The organism is Bacillus litorisediminis (assembly GCF_022808645.1).
GTDB classification, from domain to species: domain Bacteria; phylum Bacillota; class Bacilli; order Bacillales; family JC228; genus Bacillus_BF; species Bacillus_BF litorisediminis.
Window position 1 is genome coordinate 1 of sequence record NZ_JAKZKT010000006.1, and the last position, 19,988, is coordinate 19,988.

26 protein-coding genes and 1 pseudogene are annotated in these 19,988 nt (G+C 38.5%); 23 read left to right on the top strand and 4 right to left on the bottom strand.

What is annotated here, in order from left to right; genetic code table 11:
- The 9 genes and pseudogenes from MLE14_RS04435 to MLE14_RS04475 form a co-directional block, all read left to right on the top strand.
- Positions 1-192: pseudogene (locus tag MLE14_RS04435) on the top strand (group II intron reverse transcriptase/maturase); the annotation flags it as partial.
- Between the two features lie 195 nt (positions 193-387).
- Positions 388-1,026 (top strand): class I SAM-dependent methyltransferase, encoded by a 639-nt coding sequence (locus MLE14_RS04440; protein ID WP_243297128.1) that lies wholly within the window; start codon positions 388-390, stop codon positions 1,024-1,026.
- Positions 1,027-1,083: 57 nt separating this feature from the next.
- A complete protein-coding gene (gene mtnN / locus MLE14_RS04445; RefSeq protein ID WP_243297129.1) occupies positions 1,084-1,776 on the top strand; it encodes a 5'-methylthioadenosine/S-adenosylhomocysteine nucleosidase in 693 nt (230 codons plus the stop codon).
- 23 nt (positions 1,777-1,799) lie between these two features.
- Positions 1,800-2,723 carry a cysteine synthase A gene (cysK, locus tag MLE14_RS04450; protein WP_243297130.1) on the top strand — a complete coding sequence of 308 codons (924 nt, stop codon included), beginning with the start codon at positions 1,800-1,802 and terminating at the stop codon, positions 2,721-2,723.
- A gap of 2 nt (positions 2,724-2,725) precedes the next feature.
- Complete coding sequence (locus tag MLE14_RS04455; protein ID WP_243297131.1) at positions 2,726-3,862, top strand: bifunctional cystathionine gamma-lyase/homocysteine desulfhydrase; 1,137 nt, start codon at positions 2,726-2,728, stop codon at positions 3,860-3,862.
- A 302-nt stretch (positions 3,863-4,164) separates the two neighbouring features.
- Complete coding sequence (locus tag MLE14_RS04460) at positions 4,165-4,413, top strand: YrhC family protein (RefSeq protein ID WP_243297132.1); 249 nt, start codon at positions 4,165-4,167, stop codon at positions 4,411-4,413.
- A gap of 483 nt (positions 4,414-4,896) precedes the next feature.
- Positions 4,897-5,040: a YrzI family small protein gene (locus MLE14_RS04465; RefSeq protein ID WP_243297133.1), complete on the top strand. Its 144-nt coding sequence runs from the start codon at positions 4,897-4,899 to the stop codon at positions 5,038-5,040.
- Positions 5,041-5,295: 255 nt separating this feature from the next.
- Complete coding sequence (gene sigK, locus MLE14_RS04470; protein ID WP_243297134.1) at positions 5,296-6,009, top strand: RNA polymerase sporulation sigma factor SigK; 714 nt, start codon at positions 5,296-5,298, stop codon at positions 6,007-6,009.
- A 131-nt stretch (positions 6,010-6,140) separates the two neighbouring features.
- Complete coding sequence (locus MLE14_RS04475; protein WP_243297135.1) at positions 6,141-6,644, top strand: DUF1648 domain-containing protein; 504 nt, start codon at positions 6,141-6,143, stop codon at positions 6,642-6,644.
- A gap of 29 nt (positions 6,645-6,673) precedes the next feature.
- Here MLE14_RS04475 and MLE14_RS04480 read toward each other — a convergent pair whose 3' ends face one another.
- Positions 6,674-7,639, bottom strand: coding sequence for a F510_1955 family glycosylhydrolase (locus MLE14_RS04480; RefSeq protein ID WP_243297136.1), 966 nt, complete (start codon positions 7,637-7,639; stop codon positions 6,674-6,676).
- Between the two features lie 121 nt (positions 7,640-7,760).
- Here MLE14_RS04480 and MLE14_RS22400 point away from each other — a divergent pair, with 121 nt between their 5' ends.
- From MLE14_RS22400 to MLE14_RS04490, 3 genes are all read left to right on the top strand, one after another.
- Entirely contained in the window at positions 7,761-7,886 is a 126-nt protein-coding gene (locus MLE14_RS22400; RefSeq protein WP_279326374.1) for a hypothetical protein, read from the top strand.
- Between the two features lie 416 nt (positions 7,887-8,302).
- On the top strand, positions 8,303-8,446 hold the full coding sequence (locus tag MLE14_RS04485; RefSeq protein ID WP_243297137.1) for a hypothetical protein: 144 nt from the start codon (positions 8,303-8,305) through the stop codon (positions 8,444-8,446).
- A gap of 161 nt (positions 8,447-8,607) precedes the next feature.
- On the top strand, positions 8,608-10,389 hold the full coding sequence (locus MLE14_RS04490) for a M3 family oligoendopeptidase (RefSeq protein WP_243297138.1): 1,782 nt from the start codon (positions 8,608-8,610) through the stop codon (positions 10,387-10,389).
- Positions 10,390-10,680: 291 nt separating this feature from the next.
- Here the strand turns inward: MLE14_RS04490 and pssA are convergent, their stop codons facing one another.
- Complete coding sequence (gene pssA, locus MLE14_RS04495) at positions 10,681-11,220, bottom strand: CDP-diacylglycerol--serine O-phosphatidyltransferase (protein WP_243297139.1); 540 nt, start codon at positions 11,218-11,220, stop codon at positions 10,681-10,683.
- Between the two features lie 116 nt (positions 11,221-11,336).
- Between pssA and MLE14_RS04500 the strand changes: the two genes are divergently transcribed.
- On the top strand, positions 11,337-12,128 hold the full coding sequence (locus tag MLE14_RS04500; protein WP_243297140.1) for a phosphatidylserine decarboxylase: 792 nt from the start codon (positions 11,337-11,339) through the stop codon (positions 12,126-12,128).
- 58 nt (positions 12,129-12,186) lie between these two features.
- Here MLE14_RS04500 and MLE14_RS04505 read toward each other — a convergent pair whose 3' ends face one another.
- Complete coding sequence (locus MLE14_RS04505; protein WP_097157255.1) at positions 12,187-12,327, bottom strand: sporulation histidine kinase inhibitor Sda; 141 nt, start codon at positions 12,325-12,327, stop codon at positions 12,187-12,189.
- Between the two features lie 364 nt (positions 12,328-12,691).
- On the opposite strand from MLE14_RS04505, the gene MLE14_RS04510 reads away from it, so the two are divergent.
- From MLE14_RS04510 to MLE14_RS04545, 8 genes are read left to right on the top strand one after another with little or no spacing between them, the layout of a single operon-like run.
- On the top strand, positions 12,692-13,246 hold the full coding sequence (locus MLE14_RS04510) for a YqeG family HAD IIIA-type phosphatase (RefSeq protein ID WP_243297280.1): 555 nt from the start codon (positions 12,692-12,694) through the stop codon (positions 13,244-13,246).
- A complete protein-coding gene (gene yqeH, locus MLE14_RS04515; protein ID WP_243297142.1) occupies positions 13,228-14,358 on the top strand; it encodes a ribosome biogenesis GTPase YqeH in 1,131 nt (376 codons plus the stop codon). Before MLE14_RS04510 ends, yqeH begins: the two co-directional genes overlap by 19 nt.
- Positions 14,359-14,398: 40 nt before the next feature.
- Positions 14,399-15,241, top strand: coding sequence for a shikimate dehydrogenase (aroE, locus tag MLE14_RS04520; RefSeq protein ID WP_243297143.1), 843 nt, complete (start codon positions 14,399-14,401; stop codon positions 15,239-15,241).
- A 3-nt stretch (positions 15,242-15,244) separates the two neighbouring features.
- Positions 15,245-15,535 carry a ribosome assembly RNA-binding protein YhbY gene (gene yhbY / locus MLE14_RS04525; protein WP_243297144.1) on the top strand — a complete coding sequence of 97 codons (291 nt, stop codon included), beginning with the start codon at positions 15,245-15,247 and terminating at the stop codon, positions 15,533-15,535.
- Positions 15,536-15,558: 23 nt separating this feature from the next.
- Positions 15,559-16,131 carry a nicotinate-nucleotide adenylyltransferase gene (locus MLE14_RS04530; RefSeq protein ID WP_243297145.1) on the top strand — a complete coding sequence of 191 codons (573 nt, stop codon included), beginning with the start codon at positions 15,559-15,561 and terminating at the stop codon, positions 16,129-16,131.
- Positions 16,121-16,678, top strand: a complete 558-nt coding sequence (gene yqeK / locus MLE14_RS04535; protein ID WP_243297146.1) for a bis(5'-nucleosyl)-tetraphosphatase (symmetrical) YqeK — start codon at positions 16,121-16,123, stop codon at positions 16,676-16,678. The genes MLE14_RS04530 and yqeK overlap by 11 nt, the downstream gene beginning before the upstream one ends.
- A 16-nt stretch (positions 16,679-16,694) precedes the next feature.
- The gene (gene rsfS / locus MLE14_RS04540; protein ID WP_243297147.1) at positions 16,695-17,051 is read left to right on the top strand and encodes a ribosome silencing factor; all 357 of its coding nucleotides are present in this window, start codon (positions 16,695-16,697) and stop codon (positions 17,049-17,051) included.
- Positions 17,048-17,797 (top strand): class I SAM-dependent DNA methyltransferase, encoded by a 750-nt coding sequence (locus MLE14_RS04545; protein WP_243297148.1) that lies wholly within the window; start codon positions 17,048-17,050, stop codon positions 17,795-17,797. The genes rsfS and MLE14_RS04545 overlap by 4 nt, the downstream gene beginning before the upstream one ends.
- A gap of 147 nt (positions 17,798-17,944) precedes the next feature.
- Here MLE14_RS04545 and comER read toward each other — a convergent pair whose 3' ends face one another.
- A complete protein-coding gene (comER, locus tag MLE14_RS04550) occupies positions 17,945-18,766 on the bottom strand; it encodes a late competence protein ComER (RefSeq protein ID WP_243297149.1) in 822 nt (273 codons plus the stop codon).
- An 84-nt stretch (positions 18,767-18,850) separates the two neighbouring features.
- Between comER and MLE14_RS04555 the strand changes: the two genes are divergently transcribed.
- Entirely contained in the window at positions 18,851-19,504 is a 654-nt protein-coding gene (locus tag MLE14_RS04555; protein WP_243297150.1) for a helix-hairpin-helix domain-containing protein, read from the top strand.
- Positions 19,505-19,528: 24 nt separating this feature from the next.
- The gene (locus MLE14_RS04560) at positions 19,529-19,987 is read left to right on the top strand and encodes a ComE operon protein 2 (protein ID WP_243297151.1); all 459 of its coding nucleotides are present in this window, start codon (positions 19,529-19,531) and stop codon (positions 19,985-19,987) included.
- Position 19,988 lies beyond the last annotated feature (1 nt).

A 19,988-nucleotide genomic window follows, 5' to 3' on the forward strand; every position in this document is an offset into this window, starting at 1 on the left:
ACGAGGATTAAAAGACTGATTACCTTAGGGGTTCCACCACATAAAGCATACGAATGGGGGAATTCTCGGAAGAAATACTGGAGAATCGCTTGTAGTCCAATCTTAAACAAAACCCTCCATAACTCCTATTGGAGAAATCGAGGGTTGAGAAGTCTAGCGGAACGATATGAATTTTTGCGTCAATCATCATAATTGAACCGCCGTATACCGAACGGTACGTACGGTGGTGTGAGAGGTCGGGGGTTAGTCACCCCCTCCTACTCGATTAAAGTTCTTTTGCCAAGTTTTCTTTATTGTTAAATCAAGGAGGATATGGTACATTGGGAACAAGGTTTTGTTTAATTCATACTATGCTCATAGGAATTATATAAATTAGAGGTGACTAAAGTGGGCCGTGAATTTTTAGATATATTTGCAGAGTGGGCAGATTCGTACGATCAAACTGTTTCAGGTCATGATCCTCAATATATGGAAGTCTTTTCGAACTATAATCAAATATTAGAAGAAGTAGCTAATAGAGCGATTAGCACAGTGCTGGAATTTGGAGTCGGAACAGGCAACTTAACACAGGTTTTGCTGCAAAAGGGTTTAAAGGTTACTGGTGTGGAACCATCTAAAGAAATGAGACAAATTGCTTTGCAAAAGCTTCCTTCTTTTGTAGAAATCAATGAAGGGGACTTTTTAACCTTCCCAATGCAAGAGGGGATTCAAAGTATTGTAAGTACCTATGCTTTTCACCATTTAACAGATGAAGAGAAGGAAAAAGCTTTTCGTATCTATTCTTCCATGCTTGATAAGGGTCAAAAAATTGTTTTCGCTGATACTATGTTTGAATCGGAGCAAATCTTTACTACAATGATAGAAGATGCCAAACAAAAAGGATATAATCGTCTTGCGGGAGATCTGTTATCGGAATACTATACAACGATTCCAAAATTAAAGGATATGGTTACTTCTGCTGGATTTAGTGCTGATTTTAAACAGCTAAATCAGTTTGTCTGGATTATGGAGGCCATTAAACGATAAAAATAACCACTCTCTCGCAATGGGCATTAAAAATTGGAGAAAGTAGGGACATAACAGATGAAGATAGCCATTATCGGAGCCATGGAAGAAGAAGTTGCGATTTTGCGGGACAAAATGACCGAAACAACCATTACGAATGTCGCTGGATGTGAATTTACAGAGGGGATATTAGAAGGGAAAAAGGTAATCCTATCAAAATCTGGGATTGGCAAGGTGAATGCAGCCATGTCGACCTCTCTTCTGCTGCAAATTTTTCAGCCTCATTACATTTTAAATACTGGTTCTGCAGGCGGGTTCAATCCCAAGTTACAGGTAGGGGATCTCGTCATTTCGACAGAGATTCGCCATCATGATGTAGACGTTACGATATTTGGCTATGAGTATGGTCAAGTACCCCAGCTTCCAGCCGCTTTTAAAGCTGATGACCGGTTAATCGGAATCGCTGAGGAAGCTGCAAAAGGAATTGAAGGAGTTCAAACGGTTAAAGGGTTAATTGCAACAGGCGATTCGTTTATGAATGAACCGGAGCGGGTGGAATTTGTAAGAGGAAAGTTTCCTGAACTGCAAGCTGCTGAGATGGAGGCTGCAGCTATTGCACAGGTTGCGTATCTTTTTGGCAAGCCATTTTTGATTATCCGTGCCCTTTCAGATATTGCCGGCAAGGAATCAAACGTATCATTTGAACAATTTTTAGATAAAGCTGCAAAGCATTCAGCTGAACTAATTGTTAATATCGTGAAGAATTTATAACAAGTGAAAAAAGGAGTGGGAAGATGAATGTTTATAAAAATGTTCATGAGTTAATCGGAAATACACCTATTGTAGAGATAACTCAATTTCCTCTTCCCAAAGGAGTACGAATCTTTGCTAAATTAGAATTTTATAATCCTGGAGGAAGTATAAAAGACCGGCTAGGGTTAGAACTGTTGCGTGATGCAGAGGAAAAAGGCCAATTAAAGCCTGGCGGAACGGTGATTGAGCCAACTGCTGGGAATACAGGGATTGGTTTAGCGTTGGCAGCTATCCAAAAAGGTTATAAGGTCGTTGTATGTGTCCCTGAAAAATTTAGTATAGAAAAACAAGAATTGATGAAGGCCCTTGGCGCCACGATTATTCATACTCCTACAAAAAAAGGAATGAAAGGTGCAATTAATCGGGCTCAGGAACTTCTTAAGGAAATTCCAGATTCTTTTTGTCCCCAGCAATTTGCAAATCCAGCCAATCCTCGCACCTATTATAAAACTTTGGGACCAGAAATCTGGAACCAGCTGGACGGTCAAATCGATGTATTTGTGGCAGGGGCAGGATCAGGCGGAACCTTCACGGGGACATCCAGGTTTTTCAAAGAAAAGAATCCGAACATCAAGACAGTTATCGTTGAACCTGAAGGATCAATCTTAAACGGGGGAGAGCCTGGCCCACATAAAACGGAGGGAATTGGGATGGAGTTTCTCCCACCTTTTATAGATACGAAATTATTTGATGCCATTCATACGATATCTGATGAAGATTCATTCTGGGCGGTAAAGGAATTAGCCAGAAAAGAGGGGCTTCTCGTTGGAAGTTCTTCCGGGGCAGCGTTATGTGCAAGTTTACGGGAGGCTGAACGCCTAGACGGTTCAGGAAATATCATAACGATTTTTCCAGATAGCAGTGAAAGATATTTAAGTAAGAAAATTTATGAAGGCGGGATATAACTATGAGGAAAAAAACTCAACTCATCCATGGCGGTATTATGGGTGATGAACAAACCGGTGCAGTAACCGTACCGATTTACCAGGTGAGTACGTATAAACAAGAAGCAGTTGGAAAGCACAAAGGATATGAATATTCCCGAACAGGAAATCCAACCCGATTTGCTCTTGAAGAATTAATCAAGGAGATCGAGGGCGGAGTTGCCGGATTTGCATTTGGTTCGGGGATGGCCGCGATTACTGCTGTCATCATGCTATTTGACGCAGGTGATCATGTCATCTTAACAGATGATGTATATGGCGGAACCTATCGTGTCATGACAAAGGTATTAAACCGATTTAAGATTGAATCTACCTTTGTTGATACAAGTGATATCGAAAATGTGAAGAATGCGTTAAAACCAAATACCAAGGCGGTTTATATTGAAACACCTACCAATCCATTGCTAAAAATAACAGATATAGAAGCTGTTGCAAAATGGGCAAAGGATCAGGGGCTACTTACGATTGTAGATAATACTTTTTCTACGCCCTATTGGCAGAATCCAATTCGTCTCGATGCTGATATCGTGCTTCACAGCGCAACAAAATACTTAGGCGGACACAGTGATGTCGTTGCTGGTCTAGTTGTAGTGAATGATCAAAAATTAGCAGAAGATCTTCATTTTGTTCAAAATTCAACAGGAGGTATTCTGGGACCGCAGGACTCATGGCTATTAATCAGAGGAATTAAAACACTTGGTGTCAGAATGGAAGAACATGAGGAAAACACGAGCCGCATTGTTGCTTTCTTAAACGAGCATCCAAATGTTAAGAAAGTCTATTATCCTGGTCTTGAAACTCATCCGCATCATGACATTGCAAAAAAACAGGCAACGGGCTTTGGCGGCATGGTATCATTTGATGTTGGCAGCGGTGAGAAAGCAGACCAGCTTTTGGCAAAGGTAAAATATTTTACGTTAGCAGAAAGCTTAGGCGCGGTTGAAAGTCTGATCTCAGTCCCAGCTAAAATGACTCATGCCTCGATTCCAGCTGACAGACGGCAGGAGTTAGGAATAACGGATGGGTTAATCCGTATCTCAGTTGGCCTAGAAGATGCAGAGGATTTAATTGAAGACTTAAAACAGGCGTTAGAAGACTAATGAAAAGTCCCTTTTAAATGGGACTTTTTTGCACTTTAAGAAAGTATAAAATGTTTGCAAAGAAGTAAATTCGACGTAGTTAAATTTTTTGTTATAAAGTACGACGGCCAGGATGGGCAAGATGAGCTTTACATCAGGACGTGGCGTTTAGATAGTGGTAAGTGCATGCTTGCAATCACCCTTGGCACTAGCCAAGTTTTCTTTAGGTATCCCCTGCTATTTCTTCCATTAATTGCATAAGAGATTAAAAGTTTAATATGGTATTCTTTTAGATATAATTTAGAATGGCGGGGGGGGTCGGTTTGAAAAATTATATGAAGATTCTAAAAGGAAAAGTAGAAGATTATCAAAGATTTGCTTACGTTTTACTTGCTGGGAGCGGATTTTTATATTTTGGTGCTGTAATCCCTGCCATTGAAAAAACTGCAATGGTCCAAGTTTTATTAATGACAGGTACCATTGTTTTTATAGCGGCAGCAACTGTATGCTTGTTTTATGCAAAACACTGCAAGCGGATTTTAAACCGCTTAGAAGAAGATGAAAATATATAATAGATTTAAAGCTAACCGATGCGGTTGGCTTTTTTTTATATTGATAAAACAGCAACTTTAGGTTGTACACCCATTTTTTATCCGTTTAGGAAAAAAGTGGTTTACTTTTTAATTCCTTACATATATAATAGCAATGGAGATTAAGAAAGGAGGTCGAAGAAAAAATGAAAAAGATCATTGCAGTATGTGAGAAGCAACAAATGAATAGCATTACAAAAACGTATTCGACCTCGGTGAACGGTTGTATTAGGTAGCAGTCTGCTCAATTTTAGTATGCACACCGCAGGAAGAAACGGATTCCTGCGGTTTTTTTGTGCCTAAATTAGAGAAAATCTAAGCCGCAGGGGTTATTCCTGCGGTTTTTGTACTTTATGGGGAAAATCCAAAGACTTCGCCCTTTGTCTGGATAATTCCTAAAGCAGAACAACAACCGCCACTCATTTTTCAATCTCTAAGATAAATATTGAAGGAGGAAAAACAGTCATGACATTTCAGTTTATTTTCTTTACGATTACGATTGAAAAGCGTAAAAAAACCGCTGAACAAATTTGGCATGAAGAACATGTACAAAAAATTTATGATGAAATGAAAACTCGTCAAGCTGAATATTTTAACCGAATTGGGTAATGTGTGAGCACGAAATCATTTATTATTTAGAAAGGAGAGTGGAGTTGATGAATATGTCATCTAAACTTTTGGTAATGATTGTTATGGAGATGGATACAGCGTAGTATGCAAGGCAGCCTGCTAAAGGCTGCCTATTTATTTGCAGCATTTACTGCCAACGGATGTACGGGCCACTTTCTTAGTAAGACATGCACAAATACTCTCCTCTATACATAGGTATAAGTTATAGGCGAATGTCTAAGGAGAGGTGATGAAATGTCTGGAATTCTTGCAGCATTATCTTACTTGGTGAAAGAGCTTTTTTTTCTTGTTTCATATGTAAAAAATAACGCCTTTCCACAACCCTTATCTGCAAGCGAAGAAAGGAAGTATCTTCGCAAAATGGCAGAAGGGGATGAGGAAGCCAGGAACCTATTAATCGAACATAATTTAAGACTGGTTGCTCACATAGTTAAGAAGTTCGAGAACACCGGAGAAGATGTCGAAGACTTAATCTCCATTGGGACCATTGGTTTAATCAAAGCGATTGAAAGCTATTCAGAAGGGAAAGGAACGAAACTCGCTACCTATGCAGCCAGATGTATTGAAAACGAGATACTTATGCATTTACGGGCTTTAAAGAAAACGAAAAAGGATGTTTCCTTGCATGATCCTATCGGCCAGGACAAAGAGGGAAATGAAATAAGTTTAATTGATGTATTAAAATCTGATTCTGATGATGTAATTGATACCATTCAGTTAAATATGGAACTGGAAAAGGTCAAAGAATACATCGATGTTTTAGACGGCCGGGAAAAAGAGGTCATTATCGGGCGCTTTGGACTTGATTTACAAAAGGAAAAAACACAGCGTGAAATTGCAAAAGAGCTTGGGATCTCAAGGAGCTACGTATCGAGAATTGAAAAAAGAGCTTTAATGAAGATGTTCCATGAGTTTTATCGGGCAGAGAAAGAGAAAAAGAATAAGTAAAACAAAAAACGGAGGAATCCTTTAGAAAAAGGATTTCCCCGTTTTTTTAAATAGAAAAGCCTGAAACTAAAAGTATCGGACATACGTATATAGATAAATGGAACAAAGGAACAGAAATGGGGATTATGATCATGAACTATGACAACAGGCCAAAAATTGATATACCAAAAACCGCCTTTGAGAAGTGGTTTGATTTCATTGCAGGTTTTATTTTTGTAGCAAATTTCGTGTTTATCCTCATTCAATGGAATGAGATTCCTGACCGGGTTCCTACCCATTTTAATGTTTTTGGGGAAGCGGACGACTGGGGAGGCAAGGGATTCATATGGGTTCTGCCCTTGGTTGGGATATTCATTTGGACTATGATGACCGTTTTAGGAAAACACCCGCATACGTTTAATTATATGGTTCAAATCACAGAAGAGAACGCCGAAAGACAATATCGAAACGGAAAGCTTCTCATGAATATGATAAAAAATGAAATTATCCTTTTATTTTCCTACCTTTCTTTTAGTACAATACAAGTTGCTAAGGGCGGAACAATGCTTCTCGGCATATGGGAATTGCCGATCGTATTGGTTACCATATTTGGGACTATTACTATTTTTACGATCCGTTCATTTCGTTTAAAATAAAAAAGCTGTTACTTAGCCGTAACAGCCTTTTACATTTTTCCATCCTGAGTCAATGGCTCCCAATTGGCACCAAAATCTTTTGTTTGCAGTATATCCAAGTCATAGGTTGTTATCGCAATTTGATTCGCATCTGTTGGAGAAACCGCAATATACGTAATAGGATTATCATAATCTAGATGCGGTATGGTTATTGGTGATGTTTTTCTATTTTTGATGGAATAGCTTTGTAGAGAAATCGTACCTTCATCAGAAACCGTCGAGTATATTAATTGTTCATTGGAAAACGCAAGGGCTGTGATCATTCCATCAACCCATTTTGAGAAGGTCTTTCCAGAATCTTCTGACCCGTACACTCCCTGTCTTGTTGCCATCGCCACTATTTTTCCATTACTTGGATGAACCGCTATCATTCCGAATGAGTCGGCATCAAAACCTGCCATTTCCGGCTGATTAAAGCTTTGTCCGGCATCCGGGGAATGATAAAAGCCTTGTTCTAATAAAGAATTTGGCTGTTCATTAATGACATAGAGATCTTGATCTGAAAAGCTTGCCCCTAAAAAGTGGAAATCCGACTCACCTGAAAATTGAATAGGTTCCAGCTGCTCTCCGTAGTTACTGGCTCTAACTAAGCCGAGCGGATTTTCCAATGATGAACCTTCTTCAGGATGGCCGCTTACAAGAAACCCATTTTCAGTCACTTGGAACCCCATATAGTCATGAAGGTTTTGGGTGGTTTCATACCAAATTCCATCACGATTCATTTTAAGTCCATGATGGGTTGCCACCAGTAATTCATTTTTTAAGTTATACCCAATCCCATGAATATGCTCAATTGTTAATTCTTCACTTTGAACTAAGTAAGGAAGGTTTGAATCCTGAGTTACCTTTTCATCGGTTTGATTTGCTTCTTTTTCAGCTTCCTGCTGCTTTTCATTCTGGGAACAGGCTGATAGAAACAACAACGTGATGGTTGCAGTAATGATCCATTTTCGCAATTTATAAACACCTCTACTGTATTGTAACCTTGTCATTAACACTATAAGCGAAAATGTTATAAAAATCACGTGAACAAATTGAGAAAATTAAATCGTGCGCGGAAAGGTTTGGGGAAAAACAATGAATCGCAATGAAAGACATATAACTGAAGTTGCTCAATCGCTATTAGATGAAAATCGAATGAGCTCTATTAAACAATGGAAGCCGGACTTTATAGATTTTGATAATCCTTTTTTAAATCTTTGACCTTGACTATAGTTTTTCCTTTACCTTTGCATACTGGACAATTTTTTGAAATCATTCCATAACTTTTAACCGTTCCTGTTCCATTACATTTCCTGCAAATTGCAATTACTTTCAAGCAGATCACCCCTTATATTTAGAATTTTCAAATGTTTATAATTACTATTATTATATAAAAAATTTGTGAACCTTGTGTAGTATCTTGCTTACAAAATTTATCAGGTCCTCCATTTAATGAATAAATAGGGAGACAAGAATCAGCTGGAACTATGAAAATAGCATCGCAATTGTCCGCGACCGACTCGGCTATTTGGAAAAATTTTATCGGGATAATGAAAGTAAAGCTCATTCGTTAGCCCAAACCATCTAGTCGATTGTCTCATAAAATATTGTAGAATCAAGACGAGGAGGGGGATATCATGCCATATCCATACCCATACACATGTGGTGTTCCTTACCCAGTACCAGTTGTCACCTATGGAGCTGGAGGAGCCTATTTTGCCTTAGTGGTGGTACTGCTCGTCCTTTTGCTAATCTTTGGCGGCTGGTGGTGCTGGAAATAAATAAGACGTAAACATAATGCAGGGTGATCCGCTGTCATTTACGGATTCACCCTTCTTTATTTAACGAAAAGCAAAATTTTAGGGAATCGAAATAAATGAATAGTAATTTGATAGGAATCGTTTTATAATAATGATAATTCTTGCAATTGGAGGGGTGCCATTTGGCTACAAAAACTTACTCAGAAACTTGGGATTTAGATGTTTTTTTTAAGGGAGGCAGTGAGTCCGAAGAATTTAAACAATACATAACTGAACTAGAGAAAAAGGTTCAATCCTTCACTAATCAGATTCAAAGCTATCAGGCGCAAGACTCAAAAGGATTGAATGAAGTACTTTCAACCTTTGCAAAAGTATCTTATAAAATGAGACAGGCAGGTGCATTTGTCAGCTGTTTAACGGCTCAAAATACAAAGGATGATAAGGCTGTTGAATGGAGAGTCAAATTAAACGATCTCAGTGCCCAATTTCAAACATCCTTAACTGTGCTAGATCAAAAATTAACTGAATTTGATGACACAGTGTGGAATGAACTTATACAAAATGAACCATTCAAGGAAATTGCTTTTGTTCTTAGCGAAAGAAGGCAAAAAGCGAGTGAAAAATTGTCTGTGGAACAAGAATCCCTGATTAATTCGCTAAGTGTAGATGGTTATCATGGCTGGGGTCAATTCTATGATCATATTGTCAAAAACATCCAGATTCCATTCAAAGAAAATGGAGAAGAAAAGCTGTTGTCGGTTGGACAAGCTTCTAACAAGTTTTCCGACAGTAATCGAGAAGTACGCAAGCAAGTTTTTGAAGATTGGGAAAAAGCATGGGGCGAACAGGGAGATTACCTATCTGCTACTTTGAACCATCTTGCAGGATTCCGTCTTCAAGTGTATAAGCACAGAGGCTGGGAAGATGTTTTAAAAGAACCGCTTGCCTATAACCGTATGCAGAAGAAAACGTTAGATGCAATGTGGAATACGATTGTAGAATATAAAAAATATCTCGTTCAATATCTAGAGAGAAAAGCTCAGCTGCTCGCCTTAGATAAACTAAGCTGGTATGACTTGGATGCCCCAATTGGATCAAGCGATTCTAAGGTTACGTACCAAGAGGGTGCAGAGTTTATCTTAGAAAACTTTAAAGAATTTGGGGAGCAATTAACATCTTTTACGAAAAAGGCTTTTGAAGACAGGTGGATCGAAGCAGAAGACAGACCAGGCAAAAGACCAGGCGGTTTTTGTACCGGTTTTCCAGAGAGTAACCAATCACGTATTTTTATGACATTTAGCGGTACTACTTCAAACGTGTCAACGCTAGCTCATGAATTAGGACATGCTTTTCATAGCTATGCACTAAGGGATGTTCATCCGCTTAACAAAGGCTATGCGATGAATGTCGCAGAAACGGCTTCTACTTTTGCAGAAATGATTGTAAGTGATGCATCCGTTAAAGCAGCTAAAAATGAGGAAGAGAAACTTTCTTTATTAGAAGATAAGCTGCAGCGGGCAGTTGCTTTGTTAATGAACATTCACGCTAGATTCCTATTTGAGACCCGTTTCTATGAAGAACGAAAAAATGGTAATGTTTCCTTCCAGCGTTTAAACGAACTTATGCTTGATGCACAAAAAGAAGCCTATTGTGATGCTCTTGGAGAATATCATCCATTATTCTGGGCGTCTAAATTGCATTTTTATATTACAGGAGTACCGTTTTATAACTTCCCATATACCTTCGGATTCCTATTCTCTATGGGGATTTACCAAAGAGCAATGGTGGAAGGCAAGGGGTTTGAAGAAAAATATATTGCCTTGCTAAAAGATACGGGCTCTATGACTGTGGAGGATCTGGCGCAAAAACATTTGCAGGCAGATTTGACAGAAAAGACATTCTGGGAAAATGCTTTGAAGCCGATTGTAAAGGATGTAGAAGAATTTTTAGAAATGACAAAGTAAAGGAAAGAAATGAGGAGACCACTAATCGGGTCTCCTTTTATTAGGCTGATTTCGCAAAAATTGTTGTTACCTGAATATATTTTTTAAAGCGGAACTCACTTGACTCCTGCGGGAAATAGATGAAAGGTCGAGACCCCCGCAGGCAAAGCACGAGGAGGCTCGACTTCCTCCCCGGGGAATCTTGTGTCTGGAGCGAATGGAACGGACATGTTTACCTCTATTCAAACCAGCAAAGTATGCAAAAACAGCCTTTCACAAAAAAAATCCGCTCTGTCTGCACAGGCGGAATAGTTAAAGCTTCTTCACTTTAATGGGACTTACCATACTTAATGACAAAATTACTGTGATAAACAAATAGACATAAGATGGAATGATTGCGGTAAAGAGAAATAGTAATGTCCCGATACAACCAACTACTGTAATTGGCACCCCTGTAAAATACCCTTGTTGCTCCGAAATATTAAACCTAGCGAGACGAATAGCTCCGCAGCTAATATAAAAAATTGATACAAACATTCCAGCAGCACCAAATTCATAGAGAATCCCGTGATATAATAACAGGGCTGGAGCCACTCCAAATGAAATAATATCACACATCGAATCTAGCTGTTTACCAAACTCTGATTCTGTTTGAAGCTTGCGTGCCATCATTCCATCAAAACGATCCATTAATGCAGCTAAAAAAATAAGAGTAAGGCTTAGGTGTAATTGCCCCTTGGTTACAAATAAAATCGCAAAGGCACCTAAAAAGAGATTGGATAGTGTGATAAAATTGGCTGCTTGTGATTTCAGCTTTTTCACCGTTATATCCAAAACATGAGCTAAAAACAATCTTATCACTCTCCTAAAATATAGAAGGTAAACGCTTATTATATTATAATATCATTATTGTACGGATATTATAAGAACAGGTAAAGATTTTTTTCTGGAGAAATAGGTGAAGTTCGTTGGTTAAAGAAAAACTATATCGCACCATGATTGAACTAACAAATGGTCCTGTCACAAGTAAGCTATTGCAAAAAATTACCATGTCAAAATGGAGCAAAGCGCTGATTCCGTTATACATGAGAGCCTATAAAATAAAATCTCACGAACTTATGATCCCGCCAAAACAGTATCCTTCGCTCCAAGATTTTTTTATACGCAAGTTAAAAAATGGAGCAAGAGTCATTGAAAAAGGGGATAAAATTATTATTAGCCCGGTTGATGGTGTTCTTGAAGAATGGGGTCTCATCTCGGAAAACACTGAAATGGTAATAAAAGGGAAGGTTTATTCTGTTCAGGAAATGGTCGGAAATGAGGCAATCGCAAAGGATTACATTGGCGGTAAGTTTGTGCTATTGTATTTAAGCCCGGCACATTATCATAGGATTCATGCACCCTACAGCGGGAAAATTATATCTAAGCATATATTAGGGAATAAATCGTATCCAGTGAATCGTTTAGGTTTGCTCTATGGAAAATCGCCTTTATCCAAAAATTACCGGCTTGCAACCGAAATTAAAGGGGAACACGGTAAGTATGCAATTATCAAAATCGGGGCCATGTTTGTAAATAGCATTGAGTGGACAAACCCAAATGAACGGGTTGAAAAGGGTGAAGAACTGGGTTATTTTTCCTTTGGATCGTCTGTTGTCCTTTTATTTCCTAAAGGGTTTATGGAACTGAATCAGGAGCTAAAGAAAGGTACCACCATCTTTATGGGAAATCCAATTGGCATTATTAATGAAGGACAATAACATTTTATATCGAAAGAAGAAAAAAAGCTCTGTTGCGATAACAGAGCTTGTCATTTTTTTAAGAACTTATTTTCACATGATGAGTTAAAGAACGACGCTGAATTTCTGTCTCGATGAGGCGAATAAACTCAGGGCTTAAATTTAATTCTCTGGCCTTGTAGTAAGATTCAAGCAATAATTGATCAGATAATCTTCTCACCGACATTCACCTCCAGCTGAAATAAGTGTTCTATTCACCAAGTCCCTTGCATATATTGATAGTTTGCTTGGTGTACATACAATCTAACAAATTTAATTGGTTAGAACAAGCGTTCTATTATCCACAGGAAATAGTGGATAACCTGTTATTAACTTGTGTGTAAAAATCCAAGTCCCTCTATTTTCATATGTGAACAATGTGAATAAAGTTATCCACAACTGTTGAAAAGGAGGGCAATTTGTCGAAAAATATTTTTAATACTACGAATTTCGACATCAATCGCATATACTATAAAGGGTTTTTTTATAAAAATCATGCTTTTATAAGTAATATTTTGAAACAAAATGAAAAATTAGGTATGATGATGAAAGTCATAGATAGTAACGAGGTGAATAAAGTGCTGACGAGTTTTTTGCCGGCTGAGCACGTAAAGAATATATTTGAAATTACTCCTGAAAAGCTTAAGGAAAAAGGAATTAAGGCAATTATTACTGATTTGGACAACACATTGGTTGAATGGGATCGTCCGAGTGCTACACCCCGCCTAATTGAATGGTTTGAAGAGATGAAAAAAAATGATATTCTAGTGGCGATTGTTTCAAATAATCAAAAGGAACGGGTTCGATTATTTGCGGAACCCTTAAACATACCTTTTATATATCAGGCCAGAAAACCAATGACACGCGCTTTTTATCGGGCATTAACGGTGTTAAATGTTAAAAAGGAAGAGACTGTGGTAATTGGAGATCAGCTCTTAACTGACGTTTTTGGCGGAAATCGGGCAGGGTTTCATACGATATTAGTGGTGCCTGTTGCTCAATCTGATGGCTTTTTTACTAGGTTTAACCGGATTGTTGAAAGAAGGCTATTAAATTTTTTTAAGAAGAAAGGCTATATCCAATGGGAGGATCAATCGTGACAAATCAACAGAACTTAGTTTTTACTTGTATTGGTTGCGGGGTATTGATTCAAACAGAAGACCCGGAAAAAATCGGATATGCTCCTCCATCTGCGCTTGAAAAGGAGGAAATTGTTTGTAAAAGGTGTTTTCGCTTAAAGCATTATAATGAGGTTCAAGACGTAGAGCTTACGGATGATGATTTTCTCAAAATGATTCATCGGATTAGCGAAGATGACGCACTTGTCGTGAAAATTGTAGATATCTTTGATTTTAATGGCAGTTGGCTAAATGGGATTCAAAGGTTTGCCGGGAATAACCCCGTATTATTAATTGGAAATAAAGTAGATTTGCTCCCCAAATCGGTGAAACAAAGCAAGTTAATTCAGTGGATGAATCGACAGGCTAAAGAGCTGGGGCTAAAACCTCTTGATATAGCTCTTGTCAGTGCCTATAAAGGGACTGGAATGGAAGAAGCAATTTCATTGATTGAACACCACAGAAAAGGACGAAATGTCTACGTGGTGGGTACCACCAATGTTGGCAAATCGACCTTTATTAATAAAATAATTGAAAAAGTAGCGGGGGAAAAAGATGTCATTACGACTTCTCATTTTCCCGGAACTACGCTTGATTTTATCAGAATTCCGCTTGATGATGAGAAAAGTATGATTGATACTCCGGGAATCATTAATCGTCACCAGATGGCTCATGTTGTCAGCAAAAAGGATCTGAAAGTGATTACTCCTAAAAAAGAAATAAAGCCAAAGGTGTATCAATTAAACGAGGGACAGACCCTCTTCTATGGAGGCTTAGGAAGACTTGACTTCATTAGCGGGGAAAGGCACTCCTTTATTCATTACTTTTCAAATGAACTGAATATTCATCGCACAAAAATCGAAAAAGCAGATGAACTGTATGACAACCATTTAGGCGAGCTTTTATCTCCCCCTGACCTTGAAAGTAAGGAAAACATTCCGCCATTGGTTAAGCATGAATTTTCGATAAAGGAAGATAAAACCGATATCGTCTTTTCAGGCTTAGGCTGGGTGACGATTCAAGAAAAAGGTGTAAAAGTTGCGGCCTATGCTCCAAGAGGAATTTCCGTTTTACTTAGAAAGTCTTTAATTTAAAAATCAGGGATATAAATTTGTTTGTTGGGGAGGGGAGAGGATGGAGAAAGTCTACGGAGTAATTGGGGATCCAATCGGACATTCTTTATCACCGCTCATGCATAATCATAGCTTTGCCATAGAAAATATACAGGCTGCCTACCATCCATTTCTGGTTAAAAAGGAAGACTTGGAATCGGCAGTACGAGGCATGAAAGCAATTGGAATCCAAGGATTTAACGTAACCATTCCGCATAAAGAAGCCATTATACCGTATTTAGATGAAGTTGATGCACTTGCGGCCGAAATAGGTGCAGTCAACACAGTTGTCCTTCGAAATGGGGCATATGTCGGCTACAATACAGATGGAATTGGCTTTGTTAAAGCATTAAAACAAGCGATCCGCGAAGTAAACGTAGAGCAAAAGAAAGTATTAATTATAGGTGCCGGGGGAGCTGCTAAGGGGATATACTACAGTCTGCTTGCTGAAGGATTTACAAATGTAGATTTAGCGAACCGATCAGTCGAACGGGCCAGGCAGCTCATATCAGGAAGTACCCATGCTTCAAGCAGTTTATCAAACGCTTATAGTATGGAGGATGCAGAGGAAAACTTAAACCAATATGACATCCTGATTCAAACTACGTCGGTGGGTATGTCTCCCCGCAGGGAAGAATCACCGTTAACGCTGGAGAAGCTAAACAGACAAACACATGTGTTTGATATTATTTACAATCCATATGAAACTAAATTTTTAACTTTAGCCAAAGAAAAGGGCTGTTCGATCCATAATGGCATTGATATGTTTGTTTATCAGGGTGCCTTTGCGTTTCAATTATGGACCGAAATATGGCCGAATACTGACGAAATGAGAAAGGTAGTCATCAATCGATTAGGAGGATAATGCATGCTGACAGGAAAACAAAAAAGGTTTCTGCGTTCACAGGCTCATCATCTAAATCCCATCTTTCAAGTGGGAAAAGGCGGAGTGAGTGAGAATTTAATTAAGCAGGTTGCGGATGCACTTGAAGCCCGCGAATTAATTAAAGTGAGCGTTTTACAAAACTGTGAATATGATCGTGATACAGTTGCAGAAGAGCTTGCTTCAGGTGCCGATGCCGAACTTGTTCAAATCATCGGAAATGTAATTGTGTTATACAAGGAATCTAAAGAGAAAAAACAAATTCAATTGCCGTAAAATATAAATAGAGGATGAAGTGAATGGAAAAAAAAATTGGCATTTTAGGCGGAACCTTTGACCCTCCGCATATCGGTCATTTGATAATCGCCAATGAATGTTTAAACCAGGCTTCTTTAGATGAGATTTGGTTTATGCCTAATAATGTTCCGCCCCATAAGCATAAGACCGATAACGTAAGCAATGAAGCGAGAGAACAGATGGTACGGTTAGCGATCCAGAATCATCCTCAGTTTAAGCTGGAATTAATTGAATTACATAGAGAAGGAAAGTCCTATACGGTTGATACAATGAGACAGCTGATTGAACAAAACCCAGGGGTCACTTTTTACTTTATAATTGGCGGGGATATGATTGAGTATTTGCCAAATTGGTATAAGATTGATGAACTAGTAAACATGGTTCAGTTTTTAGGCGTGAAACGCCCCTTTTATACACACCATACGGAATATCCAGTGCAAATGCTCGATGTGCCAGAAATTTATTTGTCATCTACTCAAATTAGGGAACGGATTCAAAAAGGACAATCAATACGTTATTTAGTTCCTGATTCAGTTAGACAATATATTGAGGAGAACGGTATTTATGGAACGTGAACAAGCATTAGCACTTGTAAAAAAGCAATTGAAGGAAGAACGATATATCCATACATTAGGGGTAGTAGACACAGCTATAAAGCTTGCCGGACGATATCAGGTCAACCGTGACCAGGCAGAATTGGCCGCGATATTTCATGATTATGCGAAAAATCGCCCAAAGGAAGAAATGCGAGCCATTATTATTAAAGAACAAATGCCAGAAACTTTACTTCAATTTCATCATGAGTTATGGCATGCGCCAGTCGGGGCATACTTAGTAAAAACAGAAGCCGGAATTAAAGATGAAGCCGTTTTAGATGCAATTCGTTCTCATACAACCGGCAGACCTGGGATGACCGATTTAGAAAAAATCGTTTTTTTGGCAGATTATATTGAACCCGGACGTTCTTTCCCTGGTGTAGAGGAAGCCAGGAAACTTGCTGAAGAAAATCTGGATCGGGCTGTCTTATTTGCATTAAAAAATACGATTCAGTTTTTAATGAATAAACGCCAGCCGATTTATCCTGATACCTTCCACACTTACAATTATTTTTTACTTAAATAGGAGGTCTTACATAGATATGAACGAAATAGACCTATTGAAAACGGTAGTTAAAGCTGCAGATGATAAGAAAGCTAATGATTTAATGATATTAAATATGCAGGGACTTTCTCCAGTAGCTGATTATTTTGTAATTGGACACGGAAACTCTGATAGACAGGTTCAAGCGATTGTAAAAGAAATCAAGGATCAAGTCTATGAAAATGGCCTCTCCATTAAAAGGCTTGAAGGTTATGATGAGGCAAAATGGATTTTAATTGATCTTGGCGATGTGATTGTTCATATCTTTCAAAAAGATGAGCGTGCCTACTATAATCTAGAAAGATTATGGGGGGATGCGCCTACTATTTCAGTCGAAAGTGTGTTGTCATCATGAGTTATGCCAATATGGCAATGGTATATGATCAATTAATGAAAGATGCTCCTTATGCCAAATGGGTGGAATATGTGAAAAAGCAGGCACTGATTTTAAAAAAATCCAACGAACAAATCAGCGTATTAGATGTTGGATGTGGAACAGGGGAACTCGCCGTCCGGTTAAAAAAGGACGGCTTTCATGTTTCAGGTACGGACTTATCTGAAACAATGCTGACGATTGCAAGAAAAAAGGCTGAAAGTCAGGGATTGATTCTCCCGTTGTTTCAGCAAGATATGACGCAGCTTCAAGTGGATGAGAAAGCAGATATCATAACGATTTTTTGTGATTCCATAAATTATCTCCCTTCAAAAGAAGCCGTTGCTAGCACTTTTCATTCCTGCTATGCTGCTTTGAAAGAGGGAGGGTTGCTTCTTCTCGATGCCCATTCTCCATATAAAATCGATTTATTTTTAGAAAATGAACCTTTTTATGAAATTGGGGAAGAGGTTACATATATATGGAGTTGTTCTGTAGGTAAAGATGCTTTTGAAGTGATTCATGATTTAACCTTTTTCGTCCAAAATCCTGATACAAACGAATATCAGCGTTTTGATGAGTGGCACCTTCAAAAAACATTTCCGATTGAAGACTGGAATGAGCTTCTGTTATCAGCTGGCTTCACCATTTTATCAGTCACTGCTGATTTTACAGACGAACCGCCAAATGAAATATCGGAGAGATTCTTTTTCTGTGTACAAAAATAAAAACAGGCTCGCGCAAGAGTCTGTTTTTTATTTAGGCGGGAACGAGGATTGTCCCGAAATTTGCGAAAAGCGCCAAATAAATAGCGACTAAAAATTCTTCCGAACATACAAAAATTAAAAAAGGAATCGAAGGCGGGTTTGTCGAAATTATATACCAAATTGGTCCTTTACTCTCTCTAGATCCTCACGAAATTTTGCATGGGTTGCCTGAAATAATTTTTCAAATACCCCATCCAACTCATTTTCTAGCACTTTAATTCCCTCTCCAGTAATACCGCCTTTTACAGTTACCTTTTCTTCAAGAGTACTTAATGTATAATGCCCTTGCCTTAACAGTTCTCCTAATCCGATTAACATCTCGCTTACCAGTACCGTTGCTGTCTCCGTATCGATTTCTGTCTCCTGAACCGCCCCATCTATAAACCTTCTTGTTATATAGCTATAAAAAGCCGGTCCGCAGCTAACTATATCTGATGCAACTCTTGTAATATTTTGTGATATTTCGTAGGGCTTTGAAAAGCATTTAAATAATTGGAGGAGCTGTGTTTTCCAGCTATCACTGCAATTTGTTCCAAATGTAAATAGAGAGACGCCTGTTAGGGCACGGTTTGTGATGCTGGGAATAATTCTTGCGATGGAACAATTTACGTGATATTCCAGCTGTTCAACGGATACTGGACTGGTAATCGAAATGATGCAATGCTCGCGTTGTATGTGTGGTTTTATTTTTTTTAGTAAAGGAAAAATATCATGCGGCTTTACACATATAAACAAACAGTCATTCGCCTGTACTAATTTTTCCGCATCATCAAATATCTGTATGTCAGGATATTCTTGCCGTAACAGCTCTGCTTTGGCTCGTGTCCGATTATGAATCGATAAGCTAGAAGGAGAAATCACGTTTGCTACTATCATCGCCTCTACAAGGATACTCCCCATGTTGCCAGTGCCAATCACTCCGATTCGCATACGTATCCCCTCCTTCATTATTCTCATTCAACTTTATGTTCAAAATGAAGAAATTATACCACTCTAACTGGAGGTGCCAATGTAGTGAAAATAATACTGGAAAATTGGAGAAGACTTGCCCTATTATTCTTGATATTGCTGCTTCTATTTTTAATAGGTAATTGGAGTCAGAAAAAAGCTGAAACAAGCTGGAATGTAAATGCAGGAGAGGCGGACAATTCTCCATTGTCAGATACAGAAGAAAACGATAAGGTAGAAGGAGAGAAAGCTTCAGAAGGATTGACTTTGCAATCAGGTGTGGGGGAAGAAGAAATGGCAGTTGTTGATATAAAGGGTGCGGTCCATAACCCTGGGGTATATACGGTCCCAAGTGATTCAAGACTTCATGAAGTTATTGAAAAAGCGGGTGGCTTTACTGCAGAAGCAGATACGGTTCAAGTTAATCTCGCATTAAAAGTATGGGATCAGATGCTGATGTATGTCCCTAAAAAAGGCGAATCTGCGGACATTATTTCATCTACGGCTGCTCCCGGCACATCTGATGTGAAAAAAATCAATATCAATTCAGCTTCCCAGTCAGAACTAACGGAGTTAACAGGAATAGGCGAGAAAAAGGCTCAAGCTATTATTGAATTTCGTGAAAAAAATGGAGCATTTAAAACAATTGAGGATCTTTTGCTGGTCCCTGGAATTGGAGAAGGAATTTTGTCGAATATTCGCGAAGATATAAGCTTATAACGACTAAAAGGAGTGTACACGTCTATGCAAAGGATAACATGGAATCAATATTTTATGGCACAAAGTCATTTGTTAGCACTACGCAGCACTTGTACAAGGCTGACAGTAGGGGCAACGATAGTCCGGGATAAAAGAATGATTGCAGGGGGTTATAATGGCTCAATTGCAGGGGGGGAGCACTGTTCAGAACATGGATGTTATGTAATTGATGGTCATTGTGTTAGAACTATTCATGCGGAAATGAATGCTATTCTTCAGTGTGCTAAATTCGGCGTGCAAACAGAGGGAGCTGAGATTTACGTTACTCATTTTCCTTGTCTTAACTGTACAAAAGCCATAATTCAAGCAGGAATTAAATGTATTTACTATGCACAGGATTATAAAAATCATCCGTATGCAATTGAACTGCTTCAACAGGCAGGAGTCAAAACTGAAAAAGTCGAATGGCAGAAAACAGATGTATTATCTGCATTCTCTTCTTAGT